14 protein-coding genes are annotated in these 13,781 nt (G+C 45.4%); 4 read left to right on the top strand and 10 right to left on the bottom strand.

Features of this window, described 5'->3' with window-relative positions; genetic code table 11:
- Positions 1-7: 7 nt before the first annotated feature.
- Positions 8-181: a DUF5325 family protein gene (locus G548_RS19440; protein ID WP_022792651.1), complete on the top strand. Its 174-nt coding sequence runs from the start codon at positions 8-10 to the stop codon at positions 179-181.
- A gap of 20 nt (positions 182-201) precedes the next feature.
- Here G548_RS19440 and G548_RS0102940 read toward each other — a convergent pair whose 3' ends face one another.
- Together G548_RS0102940 and G548_RS0102935 are read right to left on the bottom strand one after the other, a co-directional pair.
- Entirely contained in the window at positions 202-993 is a 792-nt protein-coding gene (locus G548_RS0102940) for an inositol monophosphatase family protein (RefSeq protein ID WP_022792650.1), read from the bottom strand.
- Between the two features lie 128 nt (positions 994-1,121).
- Complete coding sequence (locus G548_RS0102935) at positions 1,122-1,310, bottom strand: hypothetical protein (protein WP_022792649.1); 189 nt, start codon at positions 1,308-1,310, stop codon at positions 1,122-1,124.
- Between the two features lie 371 nt (positions 1,311-1,681).
- Here G548_RS0102935 and G548_RS0102930 point away from each other — a divergent pair, with 371 nt between their 5' ends.
- Entirely contained in the window at positions 1,682-2,308 is a 627-nt protein-coding gene (locus tag G548_RS0102930; RefSeq protein WP_022792648.1) for a DUF1054 domain-containing protein, read from the top strand.
- A gap of 14 nt (positions 2,309-2,322) precedes the next feature.
- On the opposite strand, the gene G548_RS0102925 is transcribed toward G548_RS0102930, so the two are convergent.
- Positions 2,323-2,613, bottom strand: a complete 291-nt coding sequence (locus tag G548_RS0102925) for a UPF0223 family protein (RefSeq protein WP_022792647.1) — start codon at positions 2,611-2,613, stop codon at positions 2,323-2,325.
- Positions 2,614-2,735: 122 nt separating this feature from the next.
- Here G548_RS0102925 and G548_RS0102920 point away from each other — a divergent pair, with 122 nt between their 5' ends.
- Positions 2,736-4,211, top strand: coding sequence for an aminotransferase class I/II-fold pyridoxal phosphate-dependent enzyme (locus G548_RS0102920; RefSeq protein WP_022792646.1), 1,476 nt, complete (start codon positions 2,736-2,738; stop codon positions 4,209-4,211).
- 37 nt (positions 4,212-4,248) lie between these two features.
- Here G548_RS0102920 and G548_RS0102915 read toward each other — a convergent pair whose 3' ends face one another.
- Together G548_RS0102915 and G548_RS0102910 are read right to left on the bottom strand one after the other, a co-directional pair.
- On the bottom strand, positions 4,249-4,686 hold the full coding sequence (locus G548_RS0102915) for a hypothetical protein (RefSeq protein WP_022792645.1): 438 nt from the start codon (positions 4,684-4,686) through the stop codon (positions 4,249-4,251).
- Between the two features lie 117 nt (positions 4,687-4,803).
- Positions 4,804-5,619, bottom strand: a complete 816-nt coding sequence (locus tag G548_RS0102910) for a polysaccharide deacetylase family protein (RefSeq protein ID WP_040880600.1) — start codon at positions 5,617-5,619, stop codon at positions 4,804-4,806.
- 386 nt (positions 5,620-6,005) lie between these two features.
- Here G548_RS0102910 and G548_RS0102905 point away from each other — a divergent pair, with 386 nt between their 5' ends.
- Complete coding sequence (locus tag G548_RS0102905) at positions 6,006-7,607, top strand: glycine betaine uptake BCCT transporter (protein ID WP_022792643.1); 1,602 nt, start codon at positions 6,006-6,008, stop codon at positions 7,605-7,607.
- Between the two features lie 129 nt (positions 7,608-7,736).
- Here G548_RS0102905 and lpdA read toward each other — a convergent pair whose 3' ends face one another.
- The 5 genes from lpdA to G548_RS0102875 all read right to left on the bottom strand — a co-directional run bounded on the left by lpdA (position 7,737) and on the right by G548_RS0102875 (position 13,758).
- On the bottom strand, positions 7,737-9,152 hold the full coding sequence (lpdA, locus tag G548_RS0102895; RefSeq protein ID WP_022792642.1) for a dihydrolipoyl dehydrogenase: 1,416 nt from the start codon (positions 9,150-9,152) through the stop codon (positions 7,737-7,739).
- Between the two features lie 3 nt (positions 9,153-9,155).
- Positions 9,156-10,514, bottom strand: coding sequence for a dihydrolipoamide acetyltransferase family protein (locus G548_RS0102890; protein WP_022792641.1), 1,359 nt, complete (start codon positions 10,512-10,514; stop codon positions 9,156-9,158).
- 88 nt (positions 10,515-10,602) lie between these two features.
- A complete protein-coding gene (locus tag G548_RS0102885; RefSeq protein ID WP_022792640.1) occupies positions 10,603-11,580 on the bottom strand; it encodes an alpha-ketoacid dehydrogenase subunit beta in 978 nt (325 codons plus the stop codon).
- A 3-nt stretch (positions 11,581-11,583) separates the two neighbouring features.
- Positions 11,584-12,624 (bottom strand): pyruvate dehydrogenase (acetyl-transferring) E1 component subunit alpha, encoded by a 1,041-nt coding sequence (pdhA, locus tag G548_RS0102880; protein WP_211218996.1) that lies wholly within the window; start codon positions 12,622-12,624, stop codon positions 11,584-11,586.
- A gap of 483 nt (positions 12,625-13,107) precedes the next feature.
- Positions 13,108-13,758: a YkyA family protein gene (locus G548_RS0102875; RefSeq protein ID WP_022792638.1), complete on the bottom strand. Its 651-nt coding sequence runs from the start codon at positions 13,756-13,758 to the stop codon at positions 13,108-13,110.
- Between the last annotated feature and the right edge of the window lie 23 nt (positions 13,759-13,781).

The following is a 13,781-nucleotide window of genomic DNA, read 5'->3' as shown; positions in this document are numbered from 1 at the left end:
GGACTCTATGACAAAAGTACAGTGGTTATACCTGCTGCTTGCAGCGTTAGCTATTTTCGGCATCGCCTCTATCGGGATTGCCATAGCCGAAGCGTCCATTATTATCGCCGTTATATCCATCGCCGTAACTTGCTCAGCCTTTTATTTTGCCAGAAAGCTGAAAGCAAGTTCTTCAGCGTAGTCAAAAATCAGTACGGGGGATCAGCTGTTCAGCATCCCCCGTACTTTTTCCTGAAGACCCGGCCGTCCCGCCAGGTATGGCCCTTTTTCAAGCATCGATGGCCGCTGGTTATCGATCGTCGAGATATCCGCCCCGACTTCCCGTAACAACACTTCCGCCCCGGCAAAATCCCACGGCGCAAGCCACAGGTTTACATAGGAATCAAGCCGGCCGCATGCTACGTAACAAAGCTCGAGGGCAGCCGAACCATAGGCCCTGGTACTTCTTGATTCATCCACAATGTTACGCATCTGCCTGGCATAAGGGATTTTTTCATTTTTAATCCATCTGGCGTTAATACCTACAATTGCTTCCTTTAATTCTGCAGACTCCAGCTCCGGGAGCCTGACATCGTTGCGATACGCCCCTCTGCCTTCCAGTGCGGTAAACCACTCATCTGCCATCACGTCATAGACAATGCCCACCTTGCCGATGCCATTTTCAAAAACAGCCAGTGAGACAGCAAAATTAAACTGCTGATGAACAAAATTCGTTGTGCCGTCTATAGGATCTATAATCCAGATAATGTCGTCGGTGTCCGTAATGTCCGCTCCCGCTTCTTCTTCTCCTAAAATACGGTGTCCAGGGTATTCCTCCATAATCTTTTTCGTTAACAGCCGCTCAATTTTGAAATCCATTTCTGTTACTAAATCATTTGGATTTGATTTTGTTTCTATAATTAAGCTTTCCTCCAGGGAAGCTCGAAGCAGCTCCCCGGCTTCCTGTATCCATTGTACAGCCTTCTGCTGCATTTCTGACCAATTCTCTTCCATTATAATCCTCTCCGCTTCTTCCTTATGTATATGAGTTCTTGTTCCCTCAATACGGAAAAATTATGCACCAATTTCTGCATAAAAAAGCCCGGCCTGCTGTAAAGCAGCCCGGATCTTCTTACTTTATATTACACTTCCAGCCGAATCCACTCCTGGCGTAATTGCTCCAGGCGGTATTTGCTGGCGTGAATGGATGTTAAATCTTCCTCTGCCATGGCGTCATGAAGGGTTACCAGTTCATAATCAATTTCTAAGCGCAGTACCGGGATTCGTTCTTCTGCATCTCTACGTTTAAACGCCTGAATTACTTGTTCCAAGTTTCCCACACCCCTTAAATGGAATAATAATGTCACGAGCTGAAAGTTAACTGACGCTGGCAATTCTTCTCAGAATGTTCAGAAAATACAAGATGCAGAACTATCTCTATTGTTCTGAAATTATATTCTGTAACAGTCTCTCCCTACTGTCTTCCTGTGTATCTAACGATATACTGACAACGTTTGAGTAATCGTTATTCTATAAGGATTATTGGAATTATAAAACCTTTTTACCGGAAACGCAAGAAAAACACACAAAAATTTTCAGTATTTTTAAATAATTGCGTTTTCCACTGGAGTTGATTGGTTGCCGGAGACCTGGATTTTCAGTATGCTTGTGACAGACCAATTGGAAAAGGAGCAGTCATTACATGAGCAGACAGCATTTCACTAAAAATGATTTTTCTATTATGCAGGCAGAAGGTCTTGAAAACCGCATGACTCAAATCCGGAATGACATCCAGCCAGTTTTTTCCCACCTGGCAGAACCGCTGGCTGAAGATTTGGCAGCAGATACTGGCGAAGAATTGTTTATTCATATTGCAAAGCATGCCAGACGATCTGTTCATCCTCCAGAAAGCACCTGGTTCGGTATTGCACCGGATAAGAGAGGCTACAAAAAACATCCTCATTTTCAGGTTGGGCTTTTTGATGACCATTTATTCGCCTGGTTGACCCATATGTACGAGGTGCCGGACAAAGCGGATATCGGGAAAATGTATCTGGACCGCTTCTCTCAGCTCACTTCTTTGCCGGAAGACTATAAAATTTCCCCGGACCATACGAAGCCGGACGCATTTTTTATTCATGAAAACAAAGATAAGGTCATTCACACTCTTGAACGTGTAAGAGATGTCAAAAAAGCGGAGCTTCTAATTGGACGTCAGTTTGACGCGGAAACGGCCACTTCCTGGAATGACGACGAAACGTACGATTACATTTACAGTACATTCAAAGAACTCCTTCCGTTATATCAGCTGTCTTTGCAGACGGTATAAAAATGCCGGACGCTCTATCCCGAGCGTCCGGCCATATTAATTTTTTCCCCTGCTTCTGCTTTTCTTGCCGCCTGCACGGTCTTCCAGCAGTTTACTTCAGCGTCCTCATCAAATTGACGAAACATCTGCTTTTCCTCACTTTTACTCGGCACAATTTCTTTAAATTTCCCATACAATCCTAAAATGTCCTCCCGGGGCACAGCTTTATCGTGCGCTGTTTCAATCACTTGAAAAAAGGTGGTCACATCGATAATTTCCTGTGTAGTCCACTCCATGGAGATAGGTATATTAACATTTTCTTTCATTACTGCTTCCCCCTTCGATAATATTCTAGCAAATCCCGATCGGAACGTCTCACAAAGTTATTTAATGAAGGCATGAAATCTGCTATAATTTGAATGTTTTTGAACGCATTGGAGGGACGCATATGAATAGACAGCAGCTTACTCCGATATTCACCAGATTAAAAGATCATATTCAGACGCAGCCTGTGCCTTTTCATATCCCCGGACATAAAAATGGCACCGGAATGGATGAAGAGTTTCGTGAATTTATCGGCAGTAATATATTAAATATGGACTTGATTAACATCGAACCGCTTGATGATCTGCATCACCCTTCCGGCGTTATTGATGAAGCACAGAAGCTTGCCGCAGAAGCCTTCGGGGCAGACTATACTTTTTTTTCCGTTCAGGGTACAAGCGGTGCCATTATGACAATGATCTTATCTGTTTGTGCTCCGGGAGATAAAATTCTTGTGCCGAGAAACGTGCATAAATCGATCATGAATGCGATTATTTTTTCAGGAGCCGTCCCGATATTTATGTATCCAGCGCTCGATGAAGAGTTTGGCATATCGCACGGGATTACACCTTTAACAGCGCAGCATGCTCTCGAAAGGCACCCGGACGCAAAAGCGCTCCTGGTAATAAACCCAACTTACTTTGGGTTTTCCTCCGACCTTGGTGCCATTGTAGAAACCGCCCACCAGTATGATGTACCCGTCCTGGTCGATGAAGCTCACGGAGTGCATATTCATTTTCACGAAAGCCTCCCTCCGTCAGCCATGGAAGCAGGAGCTGATATGGCTGCTACGAGTGTGCATAAACTCGGGGGGTCGATGACCCAGAGCTCTGTATTAAATGTCCAGGGCGCACGGGTTTCCATTGCTCACGTCCAGGCAGTCTTTAGCATGCTTACAACAACATCTACATCGTACCCGCTTCTGGCCTCACTCGATACTGCACGCAGGCAGCTTGCATTAAAAGGGCACAGGCTGATAGATGATACGCTTGAACTCGCTGAAGAAACCAGAGCCTCTATTAATTCTATTAACGGTCTCTACTGTGCCGGAGCTGAGATGCTTGAACAGAATACCGTCACCGCCATGGACCCAACCAAGCTGTTAATTTCTGTTCAACAGCTTGGCATCAATGGCTACGAAGCTGAAAAATGGCTGCGAAAGCATTATCGTATTGAAGTAGAATTGTCCGATTTGTATAACATTCTCTGCATCATCAGCTTTGGCGATACAGAAAAAGAAATATCGCTTCTTGTGCAGGCAATGAAGGAGCTTGCCCGGCAGCATTATGCTCCAGAGGCCTACACGGCTCCGGCAGTATTAAAGCTCCCGTCTATCCCCACTCTATCTATTGCTCCACGTGATGCATTTTACGCCGAAAAAGAGACCATCGCTCTTTCAGAAAGTGCCGGCCGGATTATCGCAGAGTTCATTATGATCTATCCGCCAGGCATACCGGTGCTTCTTCCAGGTGAAATCATTACCGAAGAAAACTTAACGTACATTCAGGCGAACGCAGCAGCCGGCCTTCCTGTCCAGGGCCCCGAAGACCCCTCCCTTCAAACCATACGGGTAATCCAGGAGCAGAAGCCAATTCAATAGAAGCAAAAAAAGCAGCTGCGGCTGCTTTTTTGCTTTTTTACATATAATTGGGCAGTTTGGCATTAATAAAAGCCATGATTTCCTCGAGAAGCCACACTTCTTCTTTTTCCAGTTCTTTCATTTCTGCCTCTCTTGAAACTATAATGCCCCCGGCAAACACTTCGTTATCATAAAATGGAAGCACCCAGTGATACATCCCCTCTTCCTGACAGCAAAACACAGTTCTTTCTATATCGGCTAAAAGCAAAAGACCGTTTTGGATGTCCATTTCTTTCATAAATACCGGATGCACGTCCCCGTCCTGCCATTCAAAATGCGTCCATTTATTAACATATAACGAAATCAGGTCTTTATGCGGCCAGTATTTTTGAAATGCATTCATAACATAGTGCAGGAAGCCTTCAGGCGTTATGGAATAATCATGGGCAAGGCCTACGTGCAGCCTTATTTCATCATACAGTGCGGAATGGTCCATAGAAGTTCCCCCTTCGTGTGAATCCTATTCATTTTTAATCAATATAGCATTAATACAGCGCCAAATAAAAATTTTCAACAAAATTCGACATAAAAAGCATCTGTATCAAGCATTTTTCTACTCTTTTTCTATATATTGGGGATCAATAAAGGAATAGCCCTTCTCATTAAATCCTTCGATAATTGGGCCGAGCGCTTCTTTCGTCCATTCCCGGTCGTGCATAAGAATATTTGCACCGTCCGTTAACAGTTCCGTATTCAGTGTAATATCCGTAAGTGCCTCTGCATTCTGGTATTCAGTCTCAAAATCATACCCGTACGTCCAATTCATTTTTATCATGCCATTATTTTTGACGTATTCGTCACTAAATGAAGTATTCTGCCCGAATGGTGCACGGAAGAATGCCGGCTTTTCCCCGGTTATTTCTTTTACAAGTTCATCGGTTTCTTTTAATTCTTCCAGCTGTTCCTCCTCTGATAAATCCGGAAGCGAGGCGTGGGTAGTCGTATGATTACCTATTGCAAATCCCATATCGTTTATTCGCTTCAGGGCATTTCTTCCTTCTTCATCTTTTAGAAACATTCCATTAACAAAAAAGATAGCCGGCACCTTGTTTTCTGCTAAAGTCTCCGCGATTTTTACAGCATTTCCGTCCGGAGCATCATCAAACGTAAGAAGAACTTCATCGCCTTCGCTTTCCTCTGACTGGATCGTCCAGTTTGCTTCGTTAACTTTATAAGTCACTTCTTCCTCCTTTGAGCCCGCTGCTTTTTGATCTTTTTGCTCTTTCTGCTCCTCTTTTTTCTCATTCTGGTCCTGGTTTTCTTCCTGGGCTGCAGTACCTGCTTTTTCCTTCTGTTCTGCATCTGCATTATCTTCTCCAGCATTCGAACATCCTGCAAGAAGCGCTGCCAGCGATGATAATATTAACATTTTTTTCAACCCGGACTCCCCCTGTTTAATTATTCCCTTTTATATTTTAGCAAAATTTCTGTAAAGGCAGGGCTAAAAGTCTAAAAATTTTCTATAAAATGTTAATAGTAACGTTTGAATGGAAATATTAACGCTGCTTATTACCTGTAGGTATTTTTTAACATTAATATATGAAGGCTTCTGGGTTTGGAGGCCTAGGTTTAGGGTATAGATTATTCGTACGTGTTGGTTGCGTATGAAGTTATGAGTGTTATAATAATCATCGTTGTCATTTTTTAAATAGGTATGTACTTGCTTACTGAAATTGCAACTATCCCCTCTTTTGCCGAGTACCGCTGCCTAAAAATCGAATATCCCGCTAAAAGAAAGGTGGAATGTAAAAAGTCATGAGAAAATTAACAAGCGTCTTTTTTGTGACCCTGATAGCGGCGCTTGCGGTAATCATCTGGGGTGTTGTCACGCCAGGAAATTTAAATACAGTGACCGGTGAGATCCAGGGATGGATTGTTACTAATCTCGGATGGTTTTATCTAATATCCGCAACGTCTTTCGTTATCTTTTGTATTTACTTAGTCTTCAGTCCATACGGAAAAATTCGTTTAGGGAAACCGGACGAACGACCGGAGTACAGTTACTTAACATGGTTTGCGTTTCTATTTACAGCCGGTATGGGGATCGGCCTTGTATACTGGGGAGTTGCTGAGCCGCTTTATCACTATTACGGTGCCCCGGAAGCAGAACCCGAAACCCAGGCGGCTGCGTCTGACTCAATTCGTCTTTCGTTTTTCCACTGGGGGCTGCACCCATGGGCGATTTATTCAGTGGTAGCGCTCGCCCTTGCCTATTTCCAGTTTCGCCACAACGCACCAGGAATTATAAGCTCGGCTTTCCGGCCGCTTCTCGGTGACCGCGTAGATGGATGGATAGGTACTTTAATCAACTTTATTGCAGTATTCGCCACTATTTTTGGTGTTGCCCAGTCTCTAGGATTTGGGGCCACTCAGGTAAACGGCGGGTTAAGTTATATTTTTGCAGGAATTAATAACGACCTGCCGACGCAGTTGATTATTATTTTAATCTTTACCATTCTTTATCTTGCATCGGCTACTACAGGCTTGAATAAAGGCATCCGTTACCTAAGCTGGGCAAACATAGCTTTAGCGGCAGTACTGATGCTGTTTGTGCTCTTTGCCGGGCCAACGACCAGCATTCTAAACTCTTTCACTGGTGGTATTGGTAATTATATCCAAAATCTTCCGGATCAAAGCTTTACCACGTATGAATATACTGGCGATCGTGCTTGGCTCGACTCCTGGACAGTATTCTACTGGGCCTGGTGGATTGCCTGGGCGCCGTTTGTCGGAACCTTTATTGCCCGTGTATCCCGCGGCCGGACAATCCGTGAATTTATTACCGGCGTTCTGCTCGTGCCGTCGCTCTTTTCATTCGTATGGTTCGCCGTTTTTGCGACCACCGGTATTGCTGAAGACAATGCCCAAAACGGCGGCCTTTATGAGTTAATGACAAGTCAGAGTGATGAGATTGCTCTGTTCGGTCTGCTTGACACCCTTCCTTTCGGAGCAATTACAGGTATCATAGCATTGCTTTTAATTATGAGCTTTTTCATTACCTCTGCAGACTCCGCAACGTTTGTGCTGGGGATGCAGACGACGAACGGAAGCTTGAATCCACCGGTTTCCATTAAATTCATCTGGGGACTTGTTATCTCCGGCTCCGCAGCAATGCTGCTCGCTTCCGGAGGTATTGGCGGCATACAGATTGTTATGACCATTGCGGCCCTGCCGTTTACCATCATCATGATCTTAATGTGTGTATCGCTGTTAAAAGCTCTCCAGACTGACCGCACCATTCTTAATAAAGAACGCAAGCTGCGCCAGGATGATGAAACAGGGCTTTCCCGCCGCGAACGTGAACAGCTTCGCAAAGAGCAGGAAGAACTTCGAAAAGATCTGACTGGCAAAGAGTAGCTTCTAAACAAATTAAGAAATCCCCGGCCTCAAGTGCCGGGGATTTTATTATGCTGCCGCGAGTGACAGCCCTTCTCCCTTATACGAAAAAAGCCACGGCTGTGATAAGCCGTGGCCTTCTTATTTTTATTACGTGATGTGAATTGGCATTCCAAGTGCTGCTTCTGCTGTTTCCATTGTAATCTCGCCTAACGTTGGGTGAGCATGAACGGTCATCGCTACATCTTCTGCTGTCATACCTGCTTCAATTGCCAGACCTGCTTCTGCAATCATGTCAGAAGCGTTAGGACCAACGATTTGAGCCCCGATGACTAATCCATCATCCTTGCGTGTAATAAGCTTCATGAAGCCTTCAGAGACGTCCAGAGACAACGCCCGTCCGTTCGCCTGGAACGGGAACTTCGCAGATTTTACATCAAAGCCTGCTTCTTTCGCATCTTCTTCTGTATATCCAACGCTTGCAAGCTCCGGATCTGAGAAAACCACCATTGGCATGCCGAGATAATCGACTGCTGCTGCTTCACCTGCGATGGCTTCTGCAGCTACTTTCGCTTCGTAGGAAGCTTTATGAGCAAGCGGGAGGCCAGGTACGATGTCACCGATTGCGTAGATATTATCTACACTTGTACGGGACTGCTCGTCCACCTGAATCAGGCCGCGTTCACCGATCTCTACGCCAATCTGCTCAAGTCCCAGCTCTTCTGTATTTGGACGGCGTCCAACAGCAACGAGTACATATTCTGCTTCAAACGTTTTTTCTTCGCCTTTTACTTCAGCTGTCAAGGTTACACTGTCCTCAGATTCCTCAACGCCCTGCGCAAATGCTTCGGTTTGAATATCCACGCCCTGTGCTTTTAATTTCTTTTGCACCGGCTGAGTCATCTGCTTTTCAAAGCCCTGGGAAAGAATACGATTTTCTCCTTCAAGCACAGTAACCTCTGTACCAAGGTTTGCGTACGCTCCAGCCATCTCGATGCCGATGTAGCCGCCACCGACCACAATCATGCTTTTCGGAATTTCTTCGAGGTTTAAGCCGCCAGTGGAATCAAGTACACGTTTCCCGAAAGGAAGCGGCTTGAGTTCCACCGGACGGGAGCCCGTAGCAATGATGCAGTTGTTAAATTTATACGTCTGGGAACTGTATTCATCCGTAGAAACTTTTACCTGATCCTTGTCGGAGAAATAAGCTTCACCTTTTACAATGTTTACCTTGTTTGCTTTCAGAAGAGATTCAACACCGCCAGTAAGCTTTTCAACGACGCTGCCTTTCCACTCCTGTACTTTCGTGAAATCTACCTCAGCACCCTTCGAGGTGATACCCATATTTTCAGCGCCTTCGTTGGCTTCGTGAAAACGGTGCCCCGCCTGGATTAATGCTTTGGACGGTACGCAGCCTACGTTTAAGCAGACCCCGCCCAGATTTCCTTTTTCTATGATCGTTACTTTTTGTCCAAGCTGGGCGGCACGGATGGCTGCAACATAGCCACCCGGACCGGCACCTACAACTAGCGTGTCAATTTCTTCTGCAAAATCTCCTACTACCATGAATTATCCCTCCATTGAGATTAGTTCTGGTTCATTTAACAAGCGTTTGATGTGATTTAATGCATGCTGTGCTGTCATACCATCAATCAGGCGGTGGTCATAGCTTAAGGAAAGAGCAAGCATTGGCGCAGCAACAATTTCACCGTCGCGTACTACCGCTTTTTCTTCAATACGGCCAATACCAAGAATAGCTACTTCCGGATGATTGATGACCGGAGTAAAGAAAGCACCTTTCGCAGATCCCAGGTTCGAAATTGTAGCGGAACCACCACTCATTTCAGCTGAGGAAAGCTTTCCGTCTCTTGCTTTTGTAGCAAGTGCGTTGATTTCGTCGGCCAGAGTAAAGATTGGCTTGCGATCCGTGTCTTTAACAACTGGTACGACAAGTCCCTGCTCTGTATCAGCTGCAATGCCGATATTGAAGTAATGCTTATAAACGATTTCAGAAGCTTCATCGTCGATAGAAGCATTCAATACAGGGAACTTACGAATGGCGGAAGTCAGGGCTTTTACTACGTACGGCAAGTACGTAAGCTTGATGTCCTGCTCTGCAGCCATTGGCTTGAATTTTTTACGGTGGTCAACCAGCGCACTGACGTCCACTTCGTCCATATGAGTAACGTGTGGAGCCGTCTGTTTTGATTGTACCATTTTTTGAGCGATAGCTTTACGGATACCTTTAAGCGGCACGCGCTCTTCCATAGCGCCCTGATCCTGGGAAGGTGCTGCTGCACTCGCTGCTGTTTTGCTTTCTTCAGCGTCGGAAGCAGCTTCTGTTGTTTCTTCTTCCGCTGACTGATCGCCGCTCAGGAATGCGTCAATGTCTTCACGAAGAATACGTCCGTTTTTGCCCGTCCCTTTGACTTTTTGAATTGTTACGTCGTTTTCACGCGCGTATTTGCGGACAGACGGCATGGCGATAACGCGTGCGTTTTCATCTACATCCGCTTCTCCTGAAGTACTGGCACTTTCGCCGCCTGCTGGTGTCGGGCTTTCTTTTTCCGCTTCTGTGGAAGCCGGCTGAGCGTCATTCTGTTCCTGCTCGTCTCTTTCCGATTTACCTTCCGCACTCTCATCCCCGGATGCATCTTCCGCAGAGTCGTCTGAAGGAGCTTCCTCGCCGCTGCCATCATCGATAGTGAGAATCACTTCACCGACGGTAGTTGTTGTGCCTTCATCCACTTTCAGTTCTAAAACTTTTCCGTCTACTGGAGAAGGGATTTCCACAACTGCTTTATCGTTTTGTACTTCACAGAGCACGTCATCTTCTTTGATCTCATCGCCGGGCTTAACCTGCCATGAAACGATCTCGCCTTCGTGAATTCCCTCACCAATATCGGGAAGTTTAAATTCATAAGCCAAAACAAATGCCTCCTTTTAGTTTACATTCGATAATACGCGTAGCAAACAGGTTGATTTCATCCATCAACCTGTTGCAGTCATTTAAAATTTAGAAGTTGAGTACTGCTTTCGCTTTTTCAATAACGTCATTTTCATTTGGCAGCCATACGTCTTCAGCCGCAGCAAATGGGAAAACAGTGTCAGGAGCTGCTACACGAAGAACCGGTGCTTCCAGGTGAAGAATCGCACGCTCATTGAGATCGGCCATAACGTTGGATCCGACGCCTGCCTGCCTTTGCGCTTCCTGCACCATGACAGCGCGGTTGGTTTTTTTCACGGATTCAACAATGGTGTCCATATCGATCGGGCTGACAGTACGGAGGTCAATAACTTCTGCTTCGTATCCTTCCTCTGCAAGCTGATCAGCTGCTTTCAGGCATGTGTGTACCATAGCGCCGTAAGCAATCAGGGTAACGTCCTTTCCTTCACGCTTCACGTCCGCTTTGCCGATTTCAACTGTATATTCTTCTTCCGGTACTTCTTCCCGGAAAGAACGGTACAGCTTCATGTGCTCGAGGTAAAAGACCGGGTCATTGCTGCGGATAGCAGAAATAAGCAATCCTTTTGCATCGTAAGGAGTCGACGGAATAACAACGGAGATGCCCGGGGACTGCGCAATAATGCCTTCCAGACTGTCTGCGTGCAGCTCCGGAGTTTTCACTCCGCCGCCGTATGGTGTACGGATCGTTACAGGCGCACCGTATTTGCCGCCTGTGCGGTAGCGCAGACGTGCAATCTGGCCGACAACTTCGTCCATTGTTTCAAATACGAAGCCGAAAAACTGGATTTCCATTACCGGACGGAAGCCCGTAACAGCCAAACCGAGCGTTAAGCCCCCGATACCAGATTCTGCGAGCGGTGTATCAAATACACGCTCTTCACCAAATTCGTCCTGCAGTCCTTCCGTAGCACGGAAAACACCGCCGTTCTGGCCCACGTCTTCACCATAGACGAGTACGTTCTCGTCATTTTTCAGTTCCGTACGCATTGCATCTGTAATTGCTTGAATCATCGTCATTTGCGCCATGGCTTACTTCGACTCCTTCTCTCTGTATTCTTCGAGCTGTTCCTGCAGATTCTGCGGAAGCTTTTCATACATAATTTCAATTAAATCGGAGGCTTTCTGTTTCGGTGTATCGTCCGCCTGTTTAATCGCTTCTTTAATATCAGCTTTTGCCTGATCTACTACTTCGTTTTCTTTTTCTTCATTCCAAAGGTCTTTATCTTCAAGAAACTTCCGGAAACGAATAAGCGGATCTTTCTTTTCCCATTCGTTATCGAGTTCTTCTGTGCGGTAACGGGTCGGATCGTCCCCGGCCATTGTGTGCGGACCGTAACGGTAACACACAGACTCAATCAGGGTAGGTTCTCCGTTTAAAGCATTCTTACGGGCTGTTTCCGTTACAGAATACATAGCAAGAATGTCCATACCGTCAACCTGCACGCCGTGAATACCAGCAGCAACAGCTTTTTGGGCAATGGTTTTAGCTGCGGACTGTTCTTCCACCGGTACGCTGATGGCAAACTGGTTGTTCTGCACAACAAAGATCGCCGGAGCTTCATAGGCGCCTGCAAAGTTCATGCCTTCGTAGAAGTCGCCCTGGGAAGCACCGCCGTCTCCGGTATAAGTAATCGCAACGTTATCCTTATGACGGCGTTTTAGTCCAAGCGCGACGCCTGCTGCCTGTACGATCTGCGCCCCAATGATGATTTGAGGCGGAAGAATGTTTACGCCTTCCGGAATCTGGCCGCCGTGGAAATGGCCGCGGGAATAAAGGAACGCCTGATACAAAGGAAGGCCGTGCCATACTACCTGCGGTACATCACGGTAACCCGGAAGAATCCAGTCTTCTTTTTCCAGTGCGTAGTGGGAGCCGATCATGGAAGCTTCCTGCCCTGCTACCGGGGCATAGAAACCGAGCCGGCCCTGACGGTTCAAAGAAATTGCACGCTGGTCCCAGATGCGCGTATACACCATGCGATGCATAATTTCCTGAAGCTGCTCGTCGGAAAGGTCAGGCATTGCATCCTTGTTAACTACCTCTCCGTTTTCATTTAAAATTTGAAACATTTCAAAGTGACTTTCGACTTGTTCAATCGTTTTTGTCGCCACAAATGTTCACCTCTTCCTCTCTTCTTAAAATACACCGGCTGTATCCAGTAGTTGTGTTTATCTGTTCTTCAATTATCGCTTGAATTTTCACACTCTGCTGATAAAATATTTTCACGCGCGGGTTCATTTAAGACCACATCATCTTTTAATACCCTTCACAGCCGTATTGTAATCAAGGATAATTTTAACAAAGAACAAATAAGTAACTGTTTCAGTTTATTATATCATTTCAATGAAACAATACTTTTCAATAGTTAGAATATACCAAACGAAAAAGATACGTCAATCCTTTTTGCTCAAAGGATTATCCTGCCATTTGGCATATTCAATTTTTTGTAAATAAGCTAATCTGTTATATATCATCGCTCCTTGCGTATATAAACAGTTCAGCCGTTTTTCTCCTTCCAACGCTTCTACCCGCCGGATTGTTATAAAACTGAATTAGCTCTCTTCTTCCATCATTTCTCCGAAGGTGTTTTTAGCTTCATTGAATGCTTTCGTTTCGGCATTAAATGTTTTCCTGTAGCTCTCCACCTCTTCATAGGAGCTGTTAATTGTATCAAGCTGTTCTTCGAGTGCTTCAAGCTCTAAATTTTCATCGTTAAATGATTCGTACATATCAATTTCTTTATCCGCTGCTTTCATGTAAGCATCGTGAACACCGTTAAATGCTTCGTTTCTCTTTTCCATTGCCTGCTGGGCCTGCTTTGCTTTTTCGCTCATTTCTTCATCTTCCAAGTTTTCAATAGGCTCCTCTGCTTCCATTGCTTCATCGTAAGCCTGATTGATCTCTTCCTGTTCTTTTTCCATTAATTCTTTACGCTCGCTCACCGAGCTTACAGCTTCCTCTACAGATGACTCGATTTTTTTCTGCTCATCATCTTTATAGGAGGTTAAATTTTCAAATGTACTTTGTTCTTCCTTGGCCAGTTCAGTCAATTCTTCATCTTTTTCGGGAAAGTCCTCTTCGGCTCCAGCTGCTTTACTCCATTGATCCTGGATGTTGCCCTCCGGAGACCCGCATGCCGATAACACTAGAGCAGATAACGTAACGACTGCTGCTCCTGTCACTTTTTTGTTCAATTTGTACATATGTATTCCTCCTGTAAATTTTT

The sequence above is a fragment of the Marinococcus halotolerans DSM 16375 genome (assembly GCF_000420725.1).
GTDB classification, from domain to species: Bacteria; Bacillota; Bacilli; order Bacillales; family Marinococcaceae; genus Marinococcus; species Marinococcus halotolerans.
This window is presented reverse-complemented; position numbering and strand designations above follow the sequence as displayed.